Origin of the sequence: Enterococcus sp. DA9, from assembly GCF_008000875.1 — a bacterium.
Lineage (GTDB): Bacteria > Bacillota > Bacilli > Lactobacillales > Enterococcaceae > Enterococcus_B > Enterococcus_B lactis.
Genome location: NZ_CP042839.1, coordinates 1,889,762 through 1,914,072, shown reverse-complemented (window position 1 = coordinate 1,914,072; position 24,311 = coordinate 1,889,762). Strand labels below are relative to the sequence as shown.

Here is a 24,311-nt window from a genome sequence, read left to right as displayed (position 1 = left end):
CAAAACAAGGCTCTAAACAAAAACAGTCGATCATCCATTCGTTGATGGATAGCGACGATTCATTTACTATTTATCCCTTTTCTACCTTTTCGGAAGAATCCGGCTATGTGATCAATACTGATTCCAAAGATACACTTAGGAAGTTTGTTCAAAAGTTTCGTCAAGAAATTTTTCCAGGTGATTTTTTTGTTGTTTCTGACTCTTTTGCAATCCAAGATATCAATGAAATATTCCAAGAAATCAGAAATTGTACCAAAGGACAACGTTTCTATCATAAGGGAAAGAACCTTGCTTATCAGCATGAACTTCTTCCGTTATCAACCAACCACGAGCAGCAAGCAAGTAGCTATTTAACAAAAATCGTTCATAAAGACTACGCTTTAGCTGTCAAAGAACTTGAGGGTTTCTTCACGACAATATTGGAACAGCCTATTGATCCAGCTTATTTGAAACATGAGGCAATCAATCGTTTCTATGCATTACTCAACGCTTTGGCTGACGAATATGTTGGGAATGAAGAACTTTCTTTGCTCAAGATCGCCCTTCCTTCTTTATTAGCCGATGCTGAGTACTTGGAAGATTTTTCTATTCTTGTCAAAGAAACACTTGAGAAACTCACCCACTTTTCTGCAAATGCAATAAAAGACAATTTCGATATCTTGACTTTGATCTACGAGTTCGTCCAGGAAAATTATGAGAAAGAAATCAATTTACAACTTCTATCCGAAAAATATCATTTTTCATATAGCTATCTTTCAGCTATCTTTACTGAAAAATTTGGCATCAACTTTTCAAAATATCTAAAAAAAGTCCGTATTAGTAAAGCCAAGCTCTTTTTAACGGAAACACGGCTTACTTTGACGGAAATCTGTGAGAAAGTCGGCTATACCGAACTGGGTTATTTCTCCAGAGTTTTTAAAGAAGAGACAGGAATGACACCTTCTCAATACCGTAAAGGAACTTTTGTAAAATGAGAAAAAAAATCAAAGAGCATGAACTCTTTACCAAACTTCTGTTCATTTTGTTCATCGGTCTTTTTCTGCAGGCCATCGTCATCTCTTTGTTTATTTATCATCGATCAAGGGATGCCTATATCCAGCTGTTCAATCAATCGAATGATGTGGTACTAAAAAGAATTTGAAGGCTTGAATGATGCAATCGAGAATACATTAGCCGCTTTTGATTCCAACCCAGCTGTCGAAAGCTATTTTTCCAATGGTCCAGTCCAACATATGGAACAGCTTCAGCAGCTAAGAACGATCCAAAAAATGAATGACTCTCTTTCAAAAATCCATCCAATGATCGATTACGATGTGTTGATCTTTGGAGAAAACGGAAGAACTTTTGTCGGAAACGACATGCTCACTGCCGTATCTGCCGATTCTTTTTTTCAATCTGCGATTGCCCAGAGAGTGAATGAACGTGCTGCTGATACACAAATGCTTTTTGTACAATACGGATTGACTCTTCGCGATAAGAAAGCACCCAGCGTCTTCTTTGTCAAAAAACTGAAAAACACATTGAATCACATTTACGGATATGCTGTTTTATCGATCTCATCTCAGCAACTAGCGAATCTTTTTCAATCTGTAGTGAATCCTGAGATATCGAAGATCTCCTTCATGAACGAAGAACAGACGATCATCGCATCAAATGAAGAAAATAGAATTGGGAGCCGATCAATGATTTTCAAAAAACTAACAGTAGGCGAAACAACGATTTCAAATGGACAGCAGTTGACCCGTCTTCCCCTGTACCGCCAGGATTGTACATTACTCAGTCAAGTCGATCTTCATTCTTTGTCTAACCAAATGGGCGTGATTTTCCCCATTATTTTGTATAATATCGTGACACTTGCTTTTGCTGGCTCATTGGCATTTATGTATTTGGATCGACACACAAAATCGATCTACCGCTTGATTGATTCGCTAAACTGGCTAGAGGAAGATGGCTTAAAAGCTACTGTTCCTGTACAAGGAAGCCATGAAGTCCAATTGCTAGGGAATACGATCAATCAATTGCTAAGTAATGCGCAGCATCATTATGAACAGACCATCTAAGACGAAAAGAAGAAACGTTCGCTTGAAATCCAAACTATGCAAGCACAGATACAGCCCCATTTCATTTATAATACGCTGACTAGCTTGAAATTTTTGATTTGGCAGAAAAAAACAGATGAAGCAGTTCAGGGAATCGACAGTTTCATTACTTTACTAAGAAGTACGATTGGAAAAAAAGAAGAAGTGATTCCAGTCAAGGAAGAAATCAAAAGCGTACAAAGTTACATTGATCTTTTGAGTATGCGATATGGCGAAAGAATCTCGGCTAAAATAATGATTCCTGATGAACTGCAGACATTATCTATGCCGAATATGATCCTTCAACCAATTATCGAAAACGCCTATCTTCATGCTTTTCACAATAAAACGCAAGGATTCATCACGGTGTACGGCAAAACAAAAAATCAGCTTCTTTTATTCGAAGTGATTGATAACGGCGATGGCTTCGATACTGAAAATACCAAACAAAAAAATGATCATTTCTCAGGAATCGGCATCAGTCATGTAGATGAGCGGATACGCCTAATGTATGGAGATGCATATGGCATAACGATCCAATCAGTGATTGGGACAGGAACGACTGTAACGATTTGTCTCCCGCTTCTTCCTAAAAATCAATCAGAATATTAAAAATAAAGAATAGCCAAGCGCTGATTGATTTATTTTAAGTTAAATCAATCAGTATTCTTGACTTTCATCTACGCGTCTATTCTACTGTCAATACTGGATAACAGCCCAATATTTGACTTTTTCCTCCGAGCATCTTGATTTCTTGGAGCGCATTCTCTACTAATGCCATTGGGCGGTCCAATAACAAATCGATTACGAAAAAATATTCTCCCAAGCTAGTTTTCAATGGTCGGGATTCAATCTTACTTAAGTTGATCTCCCGCCAGCCAAAAGCTGCCAGCATTTTATGAAGCATCCCTGGCCGATTAGCAGGCAGTGTCAAGATGACACTCATCTTTACTGGAACTGGCTGCTGGCTGGTCATCTTTCGGTCACCGACGATCCAAAAACGTGTCTGGTTCAACTCATTATCTTGGATATTCACAGCTAAGATCTCCAATCCAACATGCTGTGCTGTTTCTAATGAAGCAATCGCTGCTGCGTCTTCTTTCGGATGTTCTGCTACATACATTGCTGCAGCAGTTGTTGATTCTGTTGCTACTAAAGGAACATTAGGATAATGCGTTTCTAAAAACTGTTGTGATTGTGCTAGTGCTTGGGGATGAGAAAGGATTTTTGTAATCTTTGTTGCTGCATTGCCTAAAAGCTGCTGCTTGATAGGAAGAACGATTTCACTTTTAACTTCGACTTCTGGATGTTTGGAAAGAAGATCGATTGTGTGATGAACAGATCCTTCCAATGAATTCTCTACAGGAACGACAGCCAGATCCACCTGTTTGCGAAACAAAGCGCGCAAACAAGCAGGAATCGAAGCATACGCAGTCAATTGTTCTGTAGGAAATAGCTGGCAAGCCGCCTGATAAGTGAACGAACTTTCTGGCCCTAGATAGCTGACATTCATATGCTTTTGATCCTCTCTATAATGGTATCGATGATCTTTTCTGGTGTTTCATTGGTCGTGTTGATTCGAAGTGTCGCGCTCTCTTCATACCAGGAAAGTCGTTGTGCCAATAAGGCTTTTATTTCTTCTCTTGTTTTTCCAAGAGCTAACGGTCGAATAGACGTTTTATCTTGTTGGATACGATCGATTAGACAATCTGCTTCTGCCTCTAAGTAAAGAACAATTGGCTGTGTTTGTAAAAATTGCCGATTGGCAGCACATTGGACGATTCCTCCACCAGTCGCGATAATTTTATCTTCATTTGACAGCTTTCTTAAAACCTTTGACTCCACTTTTCGAAAGCTGTTTTCACCGTAATAGTGAAAATATTCGGCAATCGACAATTGGATATGTTCCTCAATCTTTGTATCTAAATCTACATACTCTTTTTGTAAACGTTGAGCTAACCCTTTACCGATCGTTGTTTTTCCAGCGCCCATGAAACCAATCAGCAAAATGCTAGCCATGAGCTTCTCCTCCTGACACAAGTTCTGCTAAATCATCGAAAAATGCCGGATAAGAGATTGAAACGGCTTCGGCTCCTTCTAGTTCGCAAGGTCCATCAGCTATCAAAGCAGCTACTTGCAGCATCATCCCGATTCGATGATCGCCTCTGCTAGAAACTTTTGCGCCATGCAGAGGTGTTGGTCCATGGATGATCAAACCATCTGCTGTTGCTTTTATCTTTGCTCCCATTTTTTGCAATTCTTCTGCCACCGCATCAATTCTGTTGGTTTCTTTTACTTTTAATTCTTCTGCGTCTTTAATGATCGTGATTCCTTCTGCTTGAGTAGCCACTAAAGCTAGAATTGGCAGTTCATCAATCAGACGCGGAATGATTTCTCCATCAATCGTCGCTTTCTTCAAATGACTCGTCTTGACACTTAAATCAGCCGATTGGTTCTGTTTATTGTGATTCGTCTGGGTAATCGCTGCGCCCATCTCCTCCAACACATCTAAGATACCTGTCCTTGTTGGATTGACCCCGACATTTTTTAACAACAGCTGGCTTTCCGGAACAAGAAGTCCTGCTGCTAGAAAGAAAGCAGCTGATGAAATATCACCTGGAACAGTGATCTGCTGACCGGTTAATTTTTGCGGTCCTGTCACCATGATTGTTTTATCTTCCACTGTGATCCTTCCACCAAATTGACGAATCATTTCTTCCGTATGGTTACGGGAACGTTCTTTCTCAACGATTACGGATGTACCTTCTGCTTGTAGTGCCGCAAACAGCAAAGCAGATTTGACCTGTGCACTAGCTACAGGCATATTGTATCGGATAGGTGATAAAGAGTGGGTTCCTGTCACAGTGATTGGTAAACACTGGTCATTTTCATTTCCTTGCAAGTCAGCACCCATCTCGCGTAAAGGCTCCATTACTCGCCCCATTGGACGTTTAGACAATGAAGCGTCACCGAACAGAGTCGTTGTAAAAGGCTGACCAGCCAAAATACCCATCAATAAACGACTCGTCGTACCGGAGTTTCCCATGTCGATGGGTTCAGTTGGTGGGACAAAGGAGTGGCTACCGCGACCATGAATCTTGATCACCTCTTCCTCTTCTTCGATTTCGACGCCTAATTGTTGGAAGGCATGTAAAGTACTCAGACAATCTTCTGCGCGCAAAAAATTTTGTATAGTCGTCGTTCCCTCAGCAATTGCTCCAAACATGATGCTGCGATGAGAAATCGATTTATCTGCTGGTATCCTAACAGTCCCTCTTAATCCATGTATTTGTTGTAATAATCGCATTTATCCAGCCTCCTATTTGATCCAGCAATGATAACTGGTATTAGACATAATGGTTCTTTTTGCTTGTAACAAATCCTGTTGATTTTTGAAACTGATTTGCAGTATCCCTAAAATATCTTCTCGCGTCTCTTGGATCTTCAAATTAATCAAAGAAACTCCCGCTTTTCCGATCAGTCCAGTTACTTCTGCAATAACGCCAGGCTCATCTGGCACATCGATAAATAAATCAAAAAAGGCAGGGATCGCGCCTTGCTTATGGATAGGCAACTGGTCTCGACTTTCTTTTGCCCGATTGAAAAAAGAAAAGATTTCCGATTGGTTCTCAGTCATGATCCATTCTGCTATTTGTGTCATTTCTTGCTGCCAATCTGCCAATCGTTCCAATAATATCTGCTTATTGCTCAACAAAATATCTGTCCACATGACAGGATCCGAGGAAGCGATCCTAGTGATATCTCGAAAGCCTCCTGCTGCTAGTTGTTTGGCTCGCGGATATTCTTGATTGAATTGTTCTGCCTGATTGACTAAACCAGCTGCCAGAATATGTGGAAAATGACTTAGCATTCCTGTTATACGGTCATGTTCTCCTGCTGTAAGAGTCACATATTTTGCTTTGGTTCCGCAAAATAGTTCTTGCAGTTTTTCAACATCTTTTTTCGTCTTTTCCAAAGGTGTAAAGATGTAATAGGCATTTTCAAATAGTTTAGCATCTGCTGCCTGTATACCTGATTTGTGAGAACCAGCCATTGGATGTCCACCGACAAACCGAAGATTTTTCTGCTCAGCGGATGTCACGACTTGCTGCTTCGTACTGCTGACATCCGTAATGATGACGTGATCAGACAAGTTGATTCTTTCAAGGACATCAAGATAAGCTAAGGTTGTACGGACGGGAACGGCTAATAAGATAACGTCTGCTTGTTCTGCACCTGTTTCAAAATCATTTGCAACGTAATCAACGATCTGCTGTTCTACTGCTTGCTCACGGGTTTTTGACTGACTATCCCAACCAACTACTATCAGTTCTGGATTGGTCTGACGAATACAAAGTGCCATAGAAGCACCAATCAGTCCAAGCCCCACGATAAAAACATGTTGTGCCATCTTATTTGCCCCCTTTTTAGTAATGTTTCAAGTAGTCACGGTACTCCTTCACTGCAGCTTTCAACTCAACAAGCGAATCACTTGGGAATTTTGACAATAGCTCTGTCGCTACCACAGTGGCTACAACATTTTCCGCAACGACACTAGCTGCAGGAACTGCTGTACTATCCGAACGTTCTACACTTGCTTTGTAAGGTTCTTTTGTATCGATATCAACACTTTGAAGTGGCTTGTACAATGTAGGGATGGGTTTCATGACCCCGCGGATAATAAGTGGTTCGCCATTGGTCATTCCGCCTTCGAAGCCGCCTAGATTATTGCTACGTCGGAAGTAGCCTCGTTCTTCTTCCCATAAGATCTCATCCATCACTTCTGATCCTGGTAATGATCCAGCAGTGAATCCGACCCCAAATTCTACTCCTTTAAAGGCATTGATACTAACCACAGCTTGCGCGATTTTGGCATCTAGCTTCGTGTCCCATTGTACATAGCTTCCTAATCCAGCTGGAACGCCTCCAACGAGCACTTCTACAATTCCTCCGATCGTGTCTCCATTTTTCTTTGTCTGATCGATCAGTTCTTTTATTCTTTGCTCGACTGCTGAATCAACAACCCGTACTTCAGATGCTTCAGAAATTTCTTTGATTTCTTGAATGGAGATATTTCCAGGTATTTCTGCTTGGATTCCACCAAGACAAATCACGTGTCCGGCTACGATGATGTCAAGTTCTTCCAGAATTTTCTTGGCAATTGCGCCGATTGCTACACGCATGGTCGTCTCTCTTGCAGAGGACCGTTCAAGCACATTCCGAAGATCTCGATGATGGTATTTCATACCGCCTACCAAATCCGCGTGTCCTGGACGCGGACGTGCAACTCGCCGCAGTGATCGGTCTTTTTCAGGTACTTCTGCTACAGACATGACAGTTGTCCAATTTTTCCAATCTTTATTTTCTACCACTAAAGTGACAGGTGAACCAATTGTTTTGCCGTGACGGATGCCAGACGTGATCCGAACACGGTCTTTTTCGATCTTCATCCTTCCTCCTCTGCCGTAACCAGTTTGTCTGCGAGCGAGTTCGTAATTGATTTCTTCTTCTGATAGAGGTAACCCTGCTGGTAGTCCTTCAATAATCGCTGTTAATTCTGGTCCATGGGATTCTCCCGCAGTCATATAACGCATCTTACAGTCCTCCTAAGTAATCTTTGAATGTCTCTGTAGGAACAGGTACGATTTTTGCTTGCCCAATCTTTTCTAGCAAGATGATATTCAATTGGCTTCCTCTTGCTTTCTTATCATGGGTTATCGCGTGGAATAATTCCTCTGAATGACTTAGATCGTAAGTAATCGGCAGGTGGAATTTTTGGAGTATCCTTTCTAATGCAGCTGTCGATCCAGTTGGAGACAAGCCGATTTTTTCTGCATGAGAAGTGATGGCTACCATTCCAATAGCTACTCCTTCTCCATGACTGACTACCCCATATCCTGCTGTATTTTCAATTGCATGGCCAATTGTGTGACCAAAATTTAAAATAAGTCGATTTCCTTGGTCAAAGACATCTTCTTCCACTACTTTTCGCTTGATTTTCAACGTAGCAGTAATGATTGGAACAGCATGCTCTAAAAGATCTTTTTCGTCTTTCAGCTCATTCAGCTGTTGCCAAAGCATTGCATCTGCTATAGCTGCTGATTTGATGATTTCAGCGATCCCTTCTCGTAAACGACGTACCGGCAAAGTCTTTAGAACCTCAGGATCAATCAATACGCCAGCTGGCTGGCTAAATGTTCCGACAAGGTTCTTCGCTTTGTTTGTATTGACTGCTGTCTTCCCACCGATACTAGAATCTACTTGTGCAAGTAGCGTAGTCGGAAGTTGAACGAAATGGATCCCACGCATGAACGTTGAGGCCACGAATGCGGCTAGATCACCCACCATTCCTCCACCAAGTGCAAGTATTCCATCGCTGCGGGTAAAATCATTATCTGCCAAAAAATCGTATAACTCAGCTGCTTGTTCCAAAGATTTACTGGTCTCACCCGCCGGTACGATTGAAAGGACTGGTTCAAAATCAGCTTGTCTCAATTGGAACATGATTTTTTCCGCATACAGTGGAGCAACGTTGGTATCAGTGATTACAGCTACTTTTTGAGGCTTCCAAATCGTTTGAAGCCATGATCCAGCCTGTTCTAGTGCACCTTCTTCAATATGAATATCGTATTTCTGGTTATCAACATGTACAGTAAGCATTCGTTTCACTTCTTTCTTTTAAAAAGCTGACATTAATCGAGTGTTTGGATCTTTTCCATTGCTTCTTTCATGATCGTCACTTCTTTCATCATGCGTGAGTAAGTCTTTTCATTCAACGATTGGGGACCGTCTGACCAAGCATTTGCAGGATCAGGATGAATCTCTACGATCATGCCATCTGCTCCGCTTGCCACACCCGCACGGGCCATTGGTGGTACAAGATCCCAAATACCTGTACCATGACTTGGATCAACGATCACAGGGAAATGAGTTAATTTTTTCATCAATGGGACAGCACTTAAATCAAACGTATTACGTGTAGCTGTCTCGTAAGTCCGAATCCCACGTTCGATAAAAATGACAGGAGATTTGTCTTCGACTGCAATGTATTCTGCAGCATTAAGCCATTCATTGATCGTACCAGAAATCCCACGTTTCAATCCAACAGGTTTACCTGTTTTGCCGACAGCAGATAGCAGTTTGAAATTTTGCATATTACGTGCGCCAATCTGTAGGATATCGCTGTACTCAGCCACCATGTCGATATGTCCTTCATCCATCACTTCAGTAATCACTTTCATTCCAAATTCATCAGCCGCTTGACGGATGTATTTCAATCCTTCTTCTTCTAAACCTTGGAAAGCATATGGAGAAGTACGTGGTTTGAAGGCACCACCTCGCAGAATTTTTGCGCCCCCGGCTTTAGCCATCCGCGCACATTCTCTGATTTGGTCTAATCCTTCGATAGAACAAGGACCAGCCATCGTCACAAAACTGCCGTCACCGATTTTTACTCCGTCTACATCCACGACTGTATTGCCAGGATGGAATTCTCGAGAAGTCAATTTGTATGTGTTCAAAATACGCACAGCATTTTCTACTCCTTCGTAGCGTGTAAATGCTCCTTCTTGTAAACTTCGCGTATCACCTTTTAGTCCAATCACTACTCGTTCTGTTCCTTGATCGATTGAGACTTTGAATCCTTCTTTTTCGATATGATCGACGACTTTTTTTACTTGTTCTTCCGTTGCTTCTTTTTTCATAATTACTATCATTGTTTTTCCCGCTTTCTTTTGTTTACTTATCTATCTTGGCTGATTTTCTCTACTTTTTCAAGGTGGTTTTACATAAATTCCTACTAAACGACCGTGTCCTATTGTTCTCATTTTCGCTCCTTCTTTCCTACTTATGAACCGGATAATCAACAAAAAAAGATGTCCCTGTAGGAAATTGCCTCTACAGTGAACATCTTCAACGAGCCTTAAAAAGCGCTGCAAAAATATAAAATAGCCACTATAGATGAATTTCTCTACGTGGCTGTAAGTCGTGTTTAAAAATCTTTAGCCATCATAGATACAAACTTGGTTTGTTTGTACCCACGAAGTCATGAATACAAACCTATCTAAAATAGCTAAAGTAATACGTATTCAGTTTTGTAAGTTTTCTAGATTTCATAAAAAATCGCTCCAAACTGATGTAAGAATTGTACCTAGTATAGACATAAAAAAATCGACTGTCAATCATTTTTGTGAAACTTTTTTTAATTTTCTGATAGTTAACTTTATTTTTCAGAAAAATAACAATTGGTTTCATTGAAGAAAATAGTCATGAACAAAAGATTCTGAGAACTTTTTTGCTCGCTTGTTCATGACGTATCTTGTTCATGACGTATAGAATAAAGCAGCTTTGTCTTGTAAACTCTGTTTTTCAAATAATAATCTAAAGATCGCTACTGGATAATAAAGCTGATTTCATGGTCCTCTTCGCCGCTGATGCGATAAGGTGACTCAACATCCGCTCCCCAGCTATTGATACCCCCGACTCCTCTTACTTTTGCAAAAATCGTAAGAACCGTTCGTCTTTCTGGCGGTAGTTCTTCTATATGTGTCGCCTGTTCCAGTTCTTCTGCTTTGAATGGTAAAGCGGAAAAAGCAAATGGCGTATCCTGCTGTTCAAATCGTAACGAAAAGTCTTCTTGATCTTTGTCCGTATTATCCAATGTTTGATTTCTTGTCAGTTCTAGCCATTTCGTTTCCATATGCATACCGCATTCTTGGGGAACAAGATATGGAGGGATAGGGAGTCCTTCCACTTTATAAATACCTTCGATACCACCAGCCAGCCGATCCGGATATGTTTCCCCTGATAAACCCTCATACTCAAAGAATTTTGCTTTTGTTGGCATAATGAACCTTATACCCAATGCTGGTAATTCCGGCAACCCTTTTTGTCCAACATAATGCATTTTAACAAGCATTTTACCCTCTCCAGCGATTTGGTAGGAAATTGTCACTTGTGTTTTTGGTACTGTGTTGATTTCCAGTGTAAAAATGATTTCAACTGTTCCAGCGTATTCATTACTTGAATATTGATTATTTACTGGGGCAATCGGCAAATCGATCTTTTTATTGTCCACCAGTACTTCTATTTCTTTGACTTTTGGATACAATCCGGCTCCTAACCACATACCAGATTTAAATCCAAATCCGCTACCTCTGTCATTATCGGTCGTTGCCCGCCAAAAAACTGGAAGTGTTTCCCGGTATAGCCATTCTTTTCCGTTTTTATTGAGCGATTCTAGTCCGCCTCTTGTATAAGAAAAAATATAATGCGTATTCCCCGATTTGACACCTAATGTACAGTCGCCGAAGACGATTGCAACTTTTTCTGTCTCCATATGACTTTTATTTACTGTATTTTTCATAATAATATCTTACCTCCTGCATGGCGGGTTTTTCTTGTCCATCTGCAAAAACGATTCCATTCCCTGAGAATTCATAGTCACTTGGTTTATCGTCAAAGTCACCGCCATAGCGCATCACTTCTCTACCAGTGATTGGATCAGTCACTTGGATCGCCTGATCTTTAAAATCCCATATATAGCCTCCTTGGTACATTTCATAACGATCAAGCAACGTCATGTAAGAATCCATTCCACCTAACGAATTCCCCATGTCATGCATGTATTCACATAAGATGAACGGTTTTTCCGCTTTATTTTCAAGGTAGTCAACAATCTCTTCTGGTGGCGCATACATGCAGCTTTTTACATCTGAAATCGAATCTTCGAATGCTGGATTTGGAAAATTCCCTTCATAATGAGCAAGTCGATCCGGGTCTACTTTTTTGAAGTAATCGTTCATTTGTCGAATGTTTTCTTCCGCATAGGATTCATTTCCAAGAGACCAAAAAAGAATGCTTGGATGGTTCTTTAATGTTTCGAAATTCGTTTTTGCCCGATCAAGAACAGCAGATTGCCACTGAGGTACTGCACCTGGCACATTGTAAGAAGGCTCAAATGCACCCATTTTTTGCCATGAGCCATGGGATTCGAGGTTCGTTTCCGCCATCACGTGGATACCTGCTTGGTCGCATAAATAATACCAAGTGATCTGGTTGGGGTAATGAGATGTCCGTACGCCGTTGATCTTTGCATTTTTTATGATAGCCAAATCTTTTTCCATATCTTCTATAGTGATGGCGCGTCCTTTTCTTGGATGCCACTCATGTCGATTTACCCCGTTGATGATCATCCGTTTTCCATTGAAGTATATGATTTTATCTTTGATTTCGATTTTACGAAAACCGAAGGAATAGTTAATATACTCCGTTACTCTTTTTTCTTCGTCTATCGTCTCCAATTCAAGCTTATATAAATTGGGCTGAAAATGCCCCCACAATGCCACGTTTTCAAATCCATCGATCCGAATCGTCATTTGTTCTTTTAACGGATATTGCTGTTGATAGATTTCCTTCCCCTCAGGATCTAGTATCGCTACATTCAGCTGACTGTTTTTGGCTACTTGCTCAAAAGACAAATCTACTTCAAGTTTACCATTTTGACATTTGTCATCTAAGCGAGGTTTGATCCAAAGATCTTCTAAATGGTTTTGTCCTCGAGCAACTAAGAAGACCTCTCTGAAGATCCCAAAAAATCGGAAAAAGTCCTGATCTTCCAAGAATGCAGCTGTACTTCTTTTGTAAACCTCCACAGCTAGAATATTTTCTTCTTCCAAATAAGGTGTTAAATCAAATTCAGACGGAGTGAACGAATCTTCGGCATAGCCGATAAAATGACCATTCAACCAAAGGAACATTGCTTGTTCTACACCAGCAAAATGTATCGAGATTTGTTTTCCCTTTAGACCTTCTTCTAATCGAAAAGTCGTCAAATAGGACCCCACCGGATTGTCTTTAGCAGCTGAAAATATCCCTTCCGCCTCTTTCTCAGGGCTTGTCGTGAAAGGGGGACGGCGAAATACATGTCCCTCCCACGGATACATCGTATTGATGTAATGGATCTTGTCATAATTTGCTAATTCAATATGACTAGGAACAGTGATTTCATCAAAAGAACAGGCATCAAAATCTTTTTTATAAAATGTTTTTGGACGTACCGAAGGATTTGGCGAATAACAAAAACGCCATGTTCCATTTAAAGACTGTTTAAGGGATGATGTGGTTTCTACTTCTTCCCTTGTTGCATAGCAAACATGATCACTATGCGCATTTGATTGGTTCACTCTAAAAACTTGTGGATCATCTAACCATTTTATATTTGCTTTCATACTTTTTTCCTTCTCTCTCATAACTTTTTGAAATGAAGCAGCTCTGTTTGGAAATCACCTTGAAAATCAGGGAAGTAAAGTCCGACTGTCATCAATTCGGCCCCCGAAAATAGCCGCTTCGAGGTCTGTTCCTGATAAAGTGCCTCATCATCTAACCCCAACAGATATACTTCATGGAACGCTGGTTGAGCTGAAGCTAGTATCCTCCCTAAAAACACAATAGCTTCATCTTGTTTAGGAGACACAAACATCCATGCGACAATATTTTCTTCAAAAGGACTCGCCAAACGATAATAATGGCCGTACTGGATCACGGGACGAATCGTTTGATAGGATATAATTTGTTCTTTGACTTGCTTTTTTTCTTCAGGAGACAGCTTTGTCAAATCCAGTTCATAACCAAAAACAGCGCTCATAGCTGTTTCTCCTCTTGTTTTCAACGAAGTAGATCTGCCAGTCTGATGATTTGGTACAGCTGATACATGAGCCGTGATGGACGAAATCGGATAAGCAAAACTTGTTCCATATTGGATTTTCATACGCTCCACTGCATCCGTGTTATCACTTGTCCATGACTGCGGCATATAATAAATAAAACCAGCATCAAACCGCCCACCTCCACCAGAACAGCCTTCCCATAAGATTTCCGGATAATCAGCTGTCAAATGTTCGAGTAGTTCATAAAGCCTAAGCATATAACGATGCGCTACTTCTCCTTGTCTAAGTGGGTCAAGGGTAATCGAATAGATATCTGAAAGCGAACGATTCATATCCCATTTGATGTAGTCAAGAGGAATCGTGTCTAAAATCTTTCTCATTTGTTTCTCAATCGTCTGCCGAACATCTAACCTTGTAAAATCCAGTACATGTTGTGATCTGGAAGCAGAAGGCATTCTACCTGGCACCTGCATAAGAAAATCAGGATGTGTTCGATACAGTTCAGAATCAATGGAGATCATTTCTGGTTCAAACCATAAACCAAATTTCAATCCTTTGCTATGAGCATAATCTGCTATTTCACGTAATCCATTTGTCAACTTGCCTTTATACTCGAACCAGTCTCCTAATGAAGAATTGTCCGCATCTCTTTTTCCAAACCAGCCATCATCTAATACGAACATTTCGATGCCTAGCTCCTTTGCTTCATCAATGATCGCCTTGATTTTTTCACTATTGAAGTCAAAGTAAGTGGCTTCCCAGTTATTGACAAGAATCGGCCGTTCAGCAAATTGATGACGACCTCTTGCGATTCTTTCACGTAGCAACTCATGGTGGATCTGACTCATTTTGTTCAATCCCTGACTTGAGTAAGAAAGGATCATTTCAGGTGTTTGAAAAGACTGATTTGCATTCAATTCCCACGAAAAACAATGGCTGTTGATCCCACCGACGACTCTCAATTGATTGATCTGATCTTTTTCAAGTTCGAAAGAATGGTTGCCGGAATAAACAAATTGAAGTCCAATCGCTTCTCCAGTATTTTCTGTCGTATGATGATGAACTAAAGCAATAAAGTTATTCATATGGTGACTGCTCGTTCCTCGACGGCTTTCAAATACTTTTGTTCCAGATAAAAGAGATTGCCGTGAGATCTGTCTTTCATTGACATGTGCTCCTGGCAAAGCAATGACTTCATCAAATCGCCTAGTATGGGCAAAATCTAACTGGAAACTAGCTGCTTTTTCTAGTTTGATTGTTTCTCTAGTTTCATTTCTTATCTTTACAGATCGTGTGATCACTGCTCTATCACTAAATATGGTATAGAACAAATCGAAATAAATCGCTGTTTCTCTATCCTTAAGTGAAATCACCAACGTTTGTGCCTCTGACTTGTCTAGCACATAAGTTTGAGGCAAGCCTTCGATGTCTGGCTTCCCATCTGTAATATAATGACTATCATATCTCAGATCCAGTAAGTCTGACCCATTCTTGCGCTGAATGATCGATGCGGGCGTTCGAAAGTCCATGCTGCCATGAGAAGAGTATTCTTGTGGTAGTGTATCTTTCGACAGAGACCGGTCAGGATTTAAGGGAATATTTCCTGAAAATCCACGATCTCTTCGGGGATAATTTTTATTGTCTTTGTACTGCTTGACTGGTTTGCCAAAATAAATATGCGCCAATACATTGCTCTCTTCTATCTTTATCAGATAAGAAAGAAATGTATTTCGTAAATGGAATACTCGGCTCTTTTCATCAAATAAGATGAAATTTTTTTCTGTTTTTTTATGTGTAATATCCATCATTTCACTCCCACCAAAACGGAAACCGTTTACTTTTTTTATAATTCCTGTATACTGTTTACTAAACAATTTTGTCAATAGAAATTTTTTGTTTTTTTGAGGAGTGTGTAAAAATGGTTGGAATTAGAGATGTCGCACGAAAGGCAAATGTCTCTCCTGCTACAGTTTCCCGCGTGTTGAATAACGATCAGACGATCCATGTGGCTCAGGCTACTCGGCAACGAATAGTAGAGGCAGCAGCTGCGTTGGATTATGATATCAGTACTCGAAAATATATCAAAAAGAGAATGCCTTCGATTGGTGTGATCTCTACGATCGGCAAAGCGAGCGAAGAACAGGATATCTATTACAAACATTTGCGAGTAGGGATGGAAGAAGAAGCTCGACGTCTGCATTTAGGGATGAATCGAATCTATAATCTATCTGATAATCCTAAACAATGGGAAGATCTAGATCAGTTAGGTGCGGTGATCGTTGTTGGGACCGTTACGAAAGAATCGATTACCGCCTTATTAAAACAAAACATGCAAATAGTCGTCGTGGATAACCCTGACATCCAGCAAGAGGTCGATATGGTTTATGCAGATCTTGAACGGATGACTAAAACCGTACTGGAATTGTTCTTAGAAAATGGCCATAAAAGAATAGCCTATATCGGGGGGTATAAAGTCGATATGGATGAACTGGGTGGGAAGCAGATTTCTATAAACGAAAAGAGAATGCGTGCCTATCAGCATTTTATGATCGATCATCACTTAGAAAAATATATGTCTTATCGTCTAGGTGGCTGGACAGAAAAACAAGGTGAGGGACTTGCGACTGATCTATTAGAAAATGAATCCCCTCTTCCTACTGCCATTCTTGTCGGGAGCGATCCAATGGCAATCGGTGTCTATCGGGCATTGAAACAAAAAAATATCCAAATTGGAGAAGAGATTGTTGTAGCAAGCTTTGATAATATCGAGACAATCGCAAACCTCTCCCCTGGCTTGACCAGTGTCCAAATCAATGCGAAATCAATTGGGCAAGCAGCTGTTCGAATGGCATTGGAGCGAATTGACGGAATACGGGACGAACCAATCATTTTGACTTATCCTGCACGATTGATTGTTCGGGAAAGTTTTATCCCAAGAACAAAAAGGTATTAAAAGAGAGGTTGTAAAAAGCCGCTTCGTTTCTTCATACTCAAAACTAAACGGCTTTTTCACAACCTCTTACTTATACTTATTCACAAAATCCAATGTCTGCTGGTAACAATTTTGCGATTCTTTTAGCGTGTAATCAAATTGGTATTCATGGGTAATCTCTTTTTTTGTATCTGTATAAAACAAGGATTGCACGGGTACCTTTAATTCTGTCAACCGATTTTCTAATGCTTGACCTTGCTCTTGGAAGGAGTAAGCATTTCCGTCAGTTATATACGTTGGCGGAAATTCCTTAGAAACATGGTCAGCTACACTAGCTTCTTTCAGTTGCTCGCTCGTTTTCCAATCTTTTGTTCCAATCAACGACCATGCAACGGTTTTGACGAAGAACTTCATAAATCGATCATCCGAATGTTGCTGTGCTGTTAGCTTTAAATCAACGGGTCCACAATAAGAAATGGTTCCTTTCAAACTATCTTTTGGAAGTACCTGTTTGATTTTCATCTGTTTGGCATACGCTTCATTTGTTTGTAGAGCTGCATATTGCAAAGCGATTTGTGCACCTGCACTATCGCCGCCAAAAAATAGTTGTTCCATGTCTAGCAGTTTGTCGTCGCCTTCAGCTAATAAATCTTTGACCAGCTCATTCACTTGAAGAACTTGATTAGGGTATTCTGAATCAGGCGCTAATTCATAATTCATCGCAACCACTGCGATGTTGGCATCTGATACTAATTTTGTCGCAAATTCCTTGACACCTGATTTATCTCCGCCGACGAACCCTCCACCATGTACCCAAAACAGAACAGGAACAGGTCCCTTGCTGTTTTTTGGATAGTAGATATCATACGTATTCTCTTTATAGTTGGACTCGTACGTCAAATCTGTTTTTTTCGCCACGTTTTTTTCTGCTTGATTGAACGTTTTCTGATCGGTGATTTGAACAGTATTTGAAAACATATGGTTGATCAAGAATGCTCCGGGTCTGGGGGAAAGCTGGAAGGCAAGAAAGATTGCAAACGCGATCCCAAGAATGATTCCGAAGAACCACCCGATAAATTTAAGAATTTTCTTTTTCATAAGTCTCCCTCAGAAATTAATATTAAGCATTCTGATTATACCATAGTGTTCTTTCCTAGCAAGCTCTCCTGCATGATTTAATTGTTCCCCCAAACTTCTTCTGCAATGCTTTTGACAAAAGCAATCTTTTCCCATTGTTCTTCTTCAGACAAAATATTTCCTTCTTCTGTTGAAGCAAATCCGCATTGAGGACTTAAGCACAAACGATCCAAAGGCAGATATCGTGTCGCTTCGTAGATCCGGTCAATCACTTGCTGGCGCTCTTCCAGTTCACCACTTTTCGTTGTGATCAAGCCTAATACAACTAATTTATCTTCGGAAACTTTCGCTAAAGGTGCAAAACTCCCAGCACGTTCACTATCGTATTCTAAATAATAGGCACGGACATTTTCTTGAGTAAATAATGGATCTGCTACGTCGTCATAGCCCCCCGATGCTGCCCAAGTAGAATGATAATTCCCGCGACAGACATGTGTATTGAGTGTTAAATCATCCGGCTGGTCAGCTAAGACTGCATTGTTGATCGTTAAATAAAGATTTGCTAGTTCCCGACGAACTTCTTTTTCATCTTTTCCCTCATCCATCGCAAACCCTTTAGGAAGTGGTGCAACTAATACTCCCCATGTACAATCATCTAGCTGGATCGTCCGCGCACCTGCTTCATATAAGTCGTCGATCACTTGACGATAAGCTGCGATGATATCTTTGATCAATGTTTGATTGTCTTCATAGACTTTTCGAACATGGGGTAATATATCCGGACGAAGTAGTTCCACTAAAATTTGAGCTGGAGCAGGAATTGTCTGTTTCACTTCGATGCCTTGACTTGTATGTGCCTGAGTGAATTTAAAATGTTCGACGAAAGGGTGGTTCGTACCAGAAATTTTCCCCGTCACAATCACTGTACCAGGACGTGTCTCTTCTCCATGAAAGAAATAGCCATGTTCAGGCACATAAAATTCCACGCCATTCAACCCATAAAAGAAGTCCAAGTGCCACCAGCTGCGACGGAACTCTCCATCAGTAACAGCTTTCAAACCAGCTCCTTCTTGTTTTTTTATCAATTCGATGATTGTTTCATCTTCTACTTTTCGAAGTTCTTCTTGTGTGATTTCCCCATCAGTAAAACGAGTCCTTGCCTCTTTCAATTTTTCAGGACGTAAAAAGCTCCCAACGATGTCATAGCGAAATGGTGATGTTGTTCGAATTGTCATAAAAAATCTCCTCCAATAATCATGTTTTAACAAAGCGTAAGAAGCTTTTCAAAAAAGAAAAAAGTACCCGCCTCTTTTGCCGTTGAACGACAAAAGGGACGAATACTTCGTGTTACCACCCTTATTTGCATTATTCTCACAAATAATGCCTCATCGGTACAGATTGTATACCCGGCGAGTTATCGGTCGCTTTACCGTTTAGATTGCGTGAACAATCCAAAAAACTCAGAGCTCATCTTCACTGACCAAACAATCCTTGCTCTCACCTACCAAGGTCTCTGTACTTATTTCCGATCAGCTACTCTTCTCTTCAACGCTTCATTATTTGCTAATTAATATCCCACTTTCGTTTCATTTTGTCAATCTTTTTTCAATAAAAAAAATCGAGCGATTTCTCTCTCATTTCATTTTCATCCATTCAATCCACTTATCCTAAATATTTCTTTCCTATTTTTTCATTTCCATCCATGCATGATAATATTCAATTCTGATATTGTTTTCGTCCGTATTGGTCAATAGATATTGTCCGATCACTTCTCCTGTTTCCCACCCTTTTTCATGCATTGTTTCTCTGACTTCTAAGATATTATTACGTTCCGCATGGTTCATCTCAGATTTCAATAAAAACCGGCGATAAATAGTCGTATCTTTTTTCTTCCAAATCACATCTTGGGAAAATAAATGTATGTCACTGGGGTCGATAAAAAAGCCGTACATCGTTTGCGAACTGGAAGCTGGCATACTCATCATTCCAAAACTCGAATAGTTTGGTAGAAATTGTTTTATTTCCACAATATCTTCAAATTCCGTTGAGATCATACAGTCAAAAGGGATCTCTTCTATAGGAAATTCTTCCTCGTTTGTATCGATCATCAATTTCAACTGTTTTTTTCGCGCCCTTATCTCTTTCTGTTTTTGTTTCATTATCAATAGTTCTTTATGGATTCTTTTTTCTGTTTCATCAAGTGTCTCATATAACTCCGTCAACGTTTTACCATATAAATTCTTCATCTGCTTGATCGGTATATCTAATTTTCTATAAAAAACGATATCATAAAGCATAAAAATATCATCGATATCAAACAAGCGGTAATCATTCTCTTCCTGTCTGCTTGACCGGATCAGTCCCTGTTCATCCCAATAGCGAATCGTTGATTTTGGCAAATCAAACAGTTCCGATACTTGGCCGATCGTGTACATTTTTTTCATTTTTTCTCACCTCTTTTCCAGTTTATTCTTTTTTCTATTGACCTTCAAGCTACTTGAAGGTATAGAATCGAAAAGTATCAGGAAAAAGGAGGAATAATATGACTATCTTAAAAAAATTCTTACAGCAAAACAAAGGACTCGCTCTCCTTACCTTTGTGATGATCTGTTTACAAATCGCCGGTACATTAGGTGTACCAAAATTAGTAGCCAAACTGATCGACACAGGTATAGCAAGTGGCGAAGCCTCTGTTATCAAGAAAATCGGCGTTGAAATGCTACTTGTAGCATTTCTAGGAACGATTGCTGCAGTTGCCTCTAGTTACTTTTCAGCATTGGCATCCGCTCGGTTTGGTTTCCAGACACGGGAGAAATATTTCCGTAAATTCCAACAACTGTCAATGAAGGATATCAGCCGTTTCAGTTCTGGATCTCTTTTGACAAGAATGACGAATGATGTCGATAATGTCCAGCAAATGATTGTTTTATTTTGCCAAATGATTTTACCAGCACCAGTTATTTGCTTTTTCACCATCCTCATGATGTTTCGTTATTCTCTATTGCTTACATGGGTTACATTATTCTCTGTTGTTTTTTACGTATGGATCGTTTACCGACTGATGAAACGAGGAACGCCTTTATCTTTGAGTATCCAACCAAAAATGGATCGGATCACCATCACATTGAGAGAATTCTTTACGGGGATCAATATGATCCGTGCCTTTGATAATCAATCATATGAAGAAAAGCGAACGAATCAGACCTTTGCAGATTATGCTAGTCAAATGATCAAAGTGAACCGAATCTTTGCTTGGGTCACTCCAATTGCTTTTTTACTCATGGGAATCGTTTATGCTTCTATTTTGTGGTTTGGCGGAAATCTTGTGGCAGACGGGACGTTACAGATCGGGGTCGTGACCGCGGTAGTGGAATACTCTATGCTGACACTTGCTTATTTGATGATTGCAGCCATGGTACTGGTCATTATCCCTAAATCATTCGCCTCTTTACGACGGATAGAAGAAATACTCGAAGCAGAGATCGAAATTAAAGAAGAGACGATCCAAACAGTTGCTAAACCATCCTTTGATCAGACAAATGCAGCTGCTTTTAAACATGTCACATTCAAATATACTGAAACTTCTGATCCAGTTCTAGAAGATATTGATTTTACAATACCTAAAGGAAAAACAACGGCGATCGTTGGTGGGACCGGATCTGGAAAAAGTAGTTTAGCAAAACTTCTCTTGAGACTAAGTGATCCTACGGTAGGAAAAGTGACCCTTGGTGGTATTCCTCTTACTCAAATGACGCAGGAACAGATCCGCTCCCACATCAGTTATGTCCCTCAAAAAGCCTTCTTATTCAGCGGTACGATCTTAAGCAACTTGCAGATGGGAAATGAACATGCTTCACCAGAAGAATTGGCTAAAGCGATCAAGGTCGCCCAATTAGAAGAACTAGTGGACACTCTTCCTGATGGATTAGATAGCTTTGTTGCTCAAGGTGGTTCTAATTACTCTGGCGGACAGAAACAGCGGATATGCATTGCTCGAGCATTGATCAAACCAGCAGAAATCTATGTATTCGATGATAGTTTTTCCGCTTTAGATTATAAGACAGACGCAGCATTAAGGGCAGCACTCCATAAACACATGTCGGAGAAAACTCTCGTGATTGTTGCTCAACGGCTCAGTACGATCCAACAAGCAGATAACATCATTGTTTTAGATGAAGGAAAAATCGTAGGACAAGGTACTCATGAAGAACTATTGTCTAATTGTCAAACATATCAAGAGTTTGCCAAATCACAAGGAATATAGAAAGAAGGGATTCGATGGAAAAGAAAAAAACGTTGAACACACACGCTTTGATACGTTTTTGGAAAATGATCAAACCTGAACATAAATATTTTTACGGATTGTTTCTATGCAGTTTATTGGGCAACCTATTAGTTGTAGCCATGCCCCTGATCATGGGAATTGGGATTGATGATTTGTTGTCGCAAATAAGAAAAACAGGTATTGGACAGCTTACTTTCAGTGATATCAAACAGGCATTGCTGTTCCCTGTCTTATTGCTGATCGGCTGTTCAGTCCTAAGCAGTGTTGCTTCATTTATCCAAGAACGTACAATGGCAGCATTAAGCGAAAAGATCACATTGAGGGTACGAAAAGAAATCACAAAAAAATTCAAAACATTGCCGATGTCGTTTTTTGATAATCATCAAGTCGGCGACATCATCAGTCGGACGACTACCGGACTCAATCAGCTTTCTCAAGTGTTATTGACAGGTATCAATCAATTTTTCACTTCTGTGGTAACAATAGTTGCTGCTGGTCTAATGCTGTTTTATATCGAAAGCAAGCTTACTTTGCTCGTCTTATTGCTGATCGTCGGAAGTTCAATTGTTACAACTAAAATTGCGAATAAAAACAAACAGATTTCTGAACAAAACCAATATGAACTAGGTGTCTTGAATAATCGGATGGAAGAAATCTTAGCTGGTAATCTAGTAGTCAAAACATTCAATCAGCAAGCTCGTGCAGAGGCTTCTATACATGAAGTAAACAAAAAACAATACAATGCTTTTAAACGTGCTCAATTTATGAACTTTGCCATCTATCCGGCAATCCGTTTCATCAATCAACTTGCCTTCATCATAAGTGCGGTATTCGGTGCTATACTCGTTCTTTCTGGCGGTGTGACGATTGGCTTCTTACAAGCTTACCTTCAGTACATCAATCAGATCTCTGAACCAATTTCCACTGCTTCTTATGTGATCAACTCGATCCAATCCGCAATGGCTGCAATCGAAAGGATCTTTGAAATATTAGATGAAACAGATGAAATTCCGGACCTACCAGAAGCAAAACTTTTGGAAGAACCGAAAGGAAAAATAGCTTTCAAAAATGTACAATTTGGTTACACATCAGATAAAATATTGATGAATCAAGTTGATTTTTCAGTAAAACCAAAACAAACTGTGGCGATTGTTGGCCCAACTGGTGTAGGAAAAACGACTTTAGTTAATCTGCTGATGCGTTTTTATGAACTGAATAAAGGAAAGATCGAATTTGACGGCTGCGATATTACTAAGCTTTCGCGTGGAGAACTACGCCGTTCTTTTGGGATGGTCTTACAAAATACCTGGCTGTTTGAAGGAACAGTGGCCGATAATATTGCCTATGGGAAAATGGATGCCACGAGAGAACAAATTATCGAAGCGGCTGAAATCGCGCAATGTGATCACTTTATTCGAACACTGCCAGAGGGATATGATACAATCATCTCTAGCGAAAATGGTACGTTATCTCAAGGGCAGCTACAATTATTAACAATTGCACGGGTCATTCTGGCAAATCCCCCTGTCGTTATTTTAGATGAAGCAACTTCTAGTGTAGATACACGAACAGAAGCATTGATCCAGCAAGCAATGGAGGCTGTGACAAAAGACAGGACAAGTTTTGTCATTGCCCACCGTTTGTCAACGATTGAAAATGCAGATATGATCCTTGTAATGAAAAACGGCGATATCGTCGAAAAAGGAACGCATTCTGAATTACTCCAAGCACCAACGCTTTATGCTAGCCTTTATAATAGTCAATTTCAGGTAGCATAGCCAAAAGAGCGTGGGACAAAAGTAAAGAACACTTTTGTCTCACGCTCTAAACACGTATAAAAGGCGGAAGCAATTCTGATGGCTTTCATGAGTTTTTTTAACGTAGCTTTTCTAAATGCAGCTACGTTTCTTGTTTCTTTTGTCATCATGACTTTTTTCACCCCTCATTTTCAACGACTTTTTCATGAACAGCCGTTTGAATTACCAAAAAACGTGGAGTAAAGCGGCATTTTGTTCACTCTTTCTTTGTCTTTTTTAGGTTATATTATTGTCAAGAACATGAAACGAAGTATAGGAGGATTTAAATAGTGAAAGGATGTGGAACGATCATCAAGATCATCGTTCCACATCCTTTTTTAACCATATTAATTATTAAAGATCTTAGGGCCTTTTCTCATGTTTTTACGATCATTTTTAGGTGTTTCCATTTGTTTGGATCGACCTCCACCTTGTTTCTTTTTGATCAATTCTTTCATTTTTTCTTTTTGGTCCATT

Annotated in this window: 19 protein-coding genes, 1 pseudogene and 1 other annotated feature; of the genes and pseudogenes, 5 read left to right on the top strand and 15 right to left on the bottom strand. The window is 40.0% G+C overall.

Features of this window, described 5'->3' with window-relative positions:
* The first annotated feature begins 44 nt into the window (after nucleotides 1-44).
* Together FTX43_RS15245 and FTX43_RS10090 are read left to right on the top strand one after the other, a co-directional pair.
* Nucleotides 45-974, top strand: coding sequence for an AraC family transcriptional regulator (locus tag FTX43_RS15245; protein ID WP_025476918.1), 930 nt, complete (start codon nucleotides 45-47; stop codon nucleotides 972-974).
* Nucleotides 971-2,690: pseudogene (locus FTX43_RS10090) on the top strand (histidine kinase). Before FTX43_RS15245 ends, FTX43_RS10090 begins: the two are co-directional and overlap by 4 nt.
* 76 nt (nucleotides 2,691-2,766) lie before the next feature.
* Here the strand turns inward: FTX43_RS10090 and pheA are convergent.
* The 10 genes from pheA to FTX43_RS10040 form a co-directional block, all read right to left on the bottom strand.
* The gene (pheA, locus tag FTX43_RS10085; protein ID WP_002292021.1) at nucleotides 2,767-3,591 is read right to left on the bottom strand and encodes a prephenate dehydratase; all 825 of its coding nucleotides are present in this window, start codon (nucleotides 3,589-3,591) and stop codon (nucleotides 2,767-2,769) included.
* Nucleotides 3,588-4,097 carry a shikimate kinase gene (locus FTX43_RS10080; RefSeq protein WP_002292022.1) on the bottom strand — a complete coding sequence of 170 codons (510 nt, stop codon included), beginning with the start codon at nucleotides 4,095-4,097 and terminating at the stop codon, nucleotides 3,588-3,590. The genes pheA and FTX43_RS10080 overlap by 4 nt, the downstream gene beginning before the upstream one ends.
* A complete protein-coding gene (aroA, locus tag FTX43_RS10075; protein ID WP_002309041.1) occupies nucleotides 4,090-5,385 on the bottom strand; it encodes a 3-phosphoshikimate 1-carboxyvinyltransferase in 1,296 nt (431 codons plus the stop codon). Before aroA ends, FTX43_RS10080 begins: the two co-directional genes overlap by 8 nt.
* A 12-nt stretch (nucleotides 5,386-5,397) precedes the next feature.
* Nucleotides 5,398-6,489, bottom strand: a complete 1,092-nt coding sequence (locus FTX43_RS10070) for a prephenate dehydrogenase (RefSeq protein WP_002292024.1) — start codon at nucleotides 6,487-6,489, stop codon at nucleotides 5,398-5,400.
* Nucleotides 6,490-6,505: 16 nt separating this feature from the next.
* On the bottom strand, nucleotides 6,506-7,672 hold the full coding sequence (gene aroC, locus FTX43_RS10065; RefSeq protein WP_002292025.1) for a chorismate synthase: 1,167 nt from the start codon (nucleotides 7,670-7,672) through the stop codon (nucleotides 6,506-6,508).
* A 1-nt stretch (nucleotide 7,673) separates the two neighbouring features.
* Nucleotides 7,674-8,738 carry a 3-dehydroquinate synthase gene (aroB, locus tag FTX43_RS10060; RefSeq protein WP_002316320.1) on the bottom strand — a complete coding sequence of 355 codons (1,065 nt, stop codon included), beginning with the start codon at nucleotides 8,736-8,738 and terminating at the stop codon, nucleotides 7,674-7,676.
* 32 nt (nucleotides 8,739-8,770) lie between these two features.
* Nucleotides 8,771-9,793: a 3-deoxy-7-phosphoheptulonate synthase gene (aroF, locus tag FTX43_RS10055; protein WP_002313693.1), complete on the bottom strand. Its 1,023-nt coding sequence runs from the start codon at nucleotides 9,791-9,793 to the stop codon at nucleotides 8,771-8,773.
* Nucleotides 9,794-10,467: 674 nt separating this feature from the next.
* On the bottom strand, nucleotides 10,468-11,442 hold the full coding sequence (locus tag FTX43_RS10050; RefSeq protein ID WP_002306525.1) for a beta-galactosidase small subunit: 975 nt from the start codon (nucleotides 11,440-11,442) through the stop codon (nucleotides 10,468-10,470).
* The gene (locus FTX43_RS10045; protein WP_147607039.1) at nucleotides 11,423-13,306 is read right to left on the bottom strand and encodes a glycoside hydrolase family 2 TIM barrel-domain containing protein; all 1,884 of its coding nucleotides are present in this window, start codon (nucleotides 13,304-13,306) and stop codon (nucleotides 11,423-11,425) included. The genes FTX43_RS10050 and FTX43_RS10045 overlap by 20 nt, the downstream gene beginning before the upstream one ends.
* Before the next feature lie 17 nt (nucleotides 13,307-13,323).
* On the bottom strand, nucleotides 13,324-15,549 hold the full coding sequence (locus tag FTX43_RS10040) for an alpha-galactosidase (RefSeq protein WP_147607138.1): 2,226 nt from the start codon (nucleotides 15,547-15,549) through the stop codon (nucleotides 13,324-13,326).
* A gap of 113 nt (nucleotides 15,550-15,662) precedes the next feature.
* On the opposite strand from FTX43_RS10040, the gene FTX43_RS10035 reads away from it, so the two are divergent.
* Nucleotides 15,663-16,697, top strand: a complete 1,035-nt coding sequence (locus tag FTX43_RS10035; RefSeq protein WP_002306521.1) for a LacI family DNA-binding transcriptional regulator — start codon at nucleotides 15,663-15,665, stop codon at nucleotides 16,695-16,697.
* Nucleotides 16,698-16,763: 66 nt separating this feature from the next.
* On the opposite strand, the gene FTX43_RS10030 is transcribed toward FTX43_RS10035, so the two are convergent.
* The 3 genes from FTX43_RS10030 to FTX43_RS10020 all read right to left on the bottom strand — a co-directional run bounded on the left by FTX43_RS10030 (nucleotide 16,764) and on the right by FTX43_RS10020 (nucleotide 20,197).
* Nucleotides 16,764-17,774 carry an alpha/beta hydrolase gene (locus tag FTX43_RS10030; protein ID WP_002345957.1) on the bottom strand — a complete coding sequence of 337 codons (1,011 nt, stop codon included), beginning with the start codon at nucleotides 17,772-17,774 and terminating at the stop codon, nucleotides 16,764-16,766.
* 77 nt (nucleotides 17,775-17,851) lie between these two features.
* Complete coding sequence (locus FTX43_RS10025; protein ID WP_002292037.1) at nucleotides 17,852-18,988, bottom strand: 5-methyltetrahydropteroyltriglutamate--homocysteine S-methyltransferase; 1,137 nt, start codon at nucleotides 18,986-18,988, stop codon at nucleotides 17,852-17,854.
* 91 nt (nucleotides 18,989-19,079) lie between these two features.
* Nucleotides 19,080-19,311 (bottom strand) — a binding site (T-box leader).
* A gap of 124 nt (nucleotides 19,312-19,435) precedes the next feature.
* Nucleotides 19,436-20,197, bottom strand: coding sequence for a MerR family transcriptional regulator (locus FTX43_RS10020; RefSeq protein WP_002309028.1), 762 nt, complete (start codon nucleotides 20,195-20,197; stop codon nucleotides 19,436-19,438).
* A 98-nt stretch (nucleotides 20,198-20,295) separates the two neighbouring features.
* Here FTX43_RS10020 and FTX43_RS10015 point away from each other — a divergent pair, with 98 nt between their 5' ends.
* A complete protein-coding gene (locus FTX43_RS10015; protein WP_002309027.1) occupies nucleotides 20,296-22,017 on the top strand; it encodes an ABC transporter ATP-binding protein in 1,722 nt (573 codons plus the stop codon).
* 14 nt (nucleotides 22,018-22,031) lie between these two features.
* Nucleotides 22,032-23,816 carry an ABC transporter ATP-binding protein gene (locus FTX43_RS10010; RefSeq protein WP_147607038.1) on the top strand — a complete coding sequence of 595 codons (1,785 nt, stop codon included), beginning with the start codon at nucleotides 22,032-22,034 and terminating at the stop codon, nucleotides 23,814-23,816.
* On the opposite strand, the gene FTX43_RS14955 is transcribed toward FTX43_RS10010, so the two are convergent.
* A complete protein-coding gene (locus FTX43_RS14955) occupies nucleotides 23,804-23,965 on the bottom strand; it encodes a hypothetical protein (protein ID WP_002306511.1) in 162 nt (53 codons plus the stop codon). The genes FTX43_RS10010 and FTX43_RS14955 overlap by 13 nt on opposite strands.
* A 216-nt stretch (nucleotides 23,966-24,181) precedes the next feature.
* Nucleotides 24,182-24,310 (bottom strand): hypothetical protein, encoded by a 129-nt coding sequence (locus tag FTX43_RS15240; RefSeq protein WP_002292046.1) that lies wholly within the window; start codon nucleotides 24,308-24,310, stop codon nucleotides 24,182-24,184.
* Nucleotide 24,311: the final 1 nt, after the last annotated feature.

Excerpts from the sequence above, each read along its gene's own strand:
- FTX43_RS10025 (WP_002292037.1), bottom strand. The coding sequence starts at position 18,988 with ATGACAATTCGAACAACATCACCATTTCGCTATGACATCGTTGGGAGC.
- aroB (WP_002316320.1), bottom strand. The coding sequence starts at position 8,738 with ATGCTTACTGTACATGTTGATAACCAGAAATACGATATTCATATTGAA.
- aroA (WP_002309041.1), bottom strand. The coding sequence starts at position 5,385 with ATGCGATTATTACAACAAATACATGGATTAAGAGGGACTGTTAGGATA.
- FTX43_RS14955 (WP_002306511.1), bottom strand. The coding sequence starts at position 23,965 with ATGATGACAAAAGAAACAAGAAACGTAGCTGCATTTAGAAAAGCTACG.
- FTX43_RS10010 (WP_147607038.1), top strand. The coding sequence starts at position 22,032 with ATGGAAAAGAAAAAAACGTTGAACACACACGCTTTGATACGTTTTTGG.
- FTX43_RS10030 (WP_002345957.1), bottom strand. The coding sequence starts at position 17,774 with ATGAAAAAGAAAATTCTTAAATTTATCGGGTGGTTCTTCGGAATCATT.
- FTX43_RS10015 (WP_002309027.1), top strand. The coding sequence starts at position 20,296 with ATGACTATCTTAAAAAAATTCTTACAGCAAAACAAAGGACTCGCTCTC.
- FTX43_RS15240 (WP_002292046.1), bottom strand. The coding sequence starts at position 24,310 with ATGGACCAAAAAGAAAAAATGAAAGAATTGATCAAAAAGAAACAAGGT.
- FTX43_RS10045 (WP_147607039.1), bottom strand. The coding sequence starts at position 13,306 with ATGAAAGCAAATATAAAATGGTTAGATGATCCACAAGTTTTTAGAGTG.
- FTX43_RS10080 (WP_002292022.1), bottom strand. The coding sequence starts at position 4,097 with ATGGCTAGCATTTTGCTGATTGGTTTCATGGGCGCTGGAAAAACAACG.
- aroF (WP_002313693.1), bottom strand. The coding sequence starts at position 9,793 with ATGATAGTAATTATGAAAAAAGAAGCAACGGAAGAACAAGTAAAAAAA.
- FTX43_RS10035 (WP_002306521.1), top strand. The coding sequence starts at position 15,663 with ATGGTTGGAATTAGAGATGTCGCACGAAAGGCAAATGTCTCTCCTGCT.
- FTX43_RS10050 (WP_002306525.1), bottom strand. The coding sequence starts at position 11,442 with ATGAAAAATACAGTAAATAAAAGTCATATGGAGACAGAAAAAGTTGCA.
- FTX43_RS10070 (WP_002292024.1), bottom strand. The coding sequence starts at position 6,489 with ATGGCACAACATGTTTTTATCGTGGGGCTTGGACTGATTGGTGCTTCT.
- FTX43_RS15245 (WP_025476918.1), top strand. The coding sequence starts at position 45 with ATGGATAGCGACGATTCATTTACTATTTATCCCTTTTCTACCTTTTCG.
- FTX43_RS10040 (WP_147607138.1), bottom strand. The coding sequence starts at position 15,549 with ATGGATATTACACATAAAAAAACAGAAAAAAATTTCATCTTATTTGAT.
- aroC (WP_002292025.1), bottom strand. The coding sequence starts at position 7,672 with ATGCGTTATATGACTGCGGGAGAATCCCATGGACCAGAATTAACAGCG.
- pheA (WP_002292021.1), bottom strand. The coding sequence starts at position 3,591 with ATGAATGTCAGCTATCTAGGGCCAGAAAGTTCGTTCACTTATCAGGCG.
- FTX43_RS10020 (WP_002309028.1), bottom strand. The coding sequence starts at position 20,197 with ATGAAAAAAATGTACACGATCGGCCAAGTATCGGAACTGTTTGATTTG.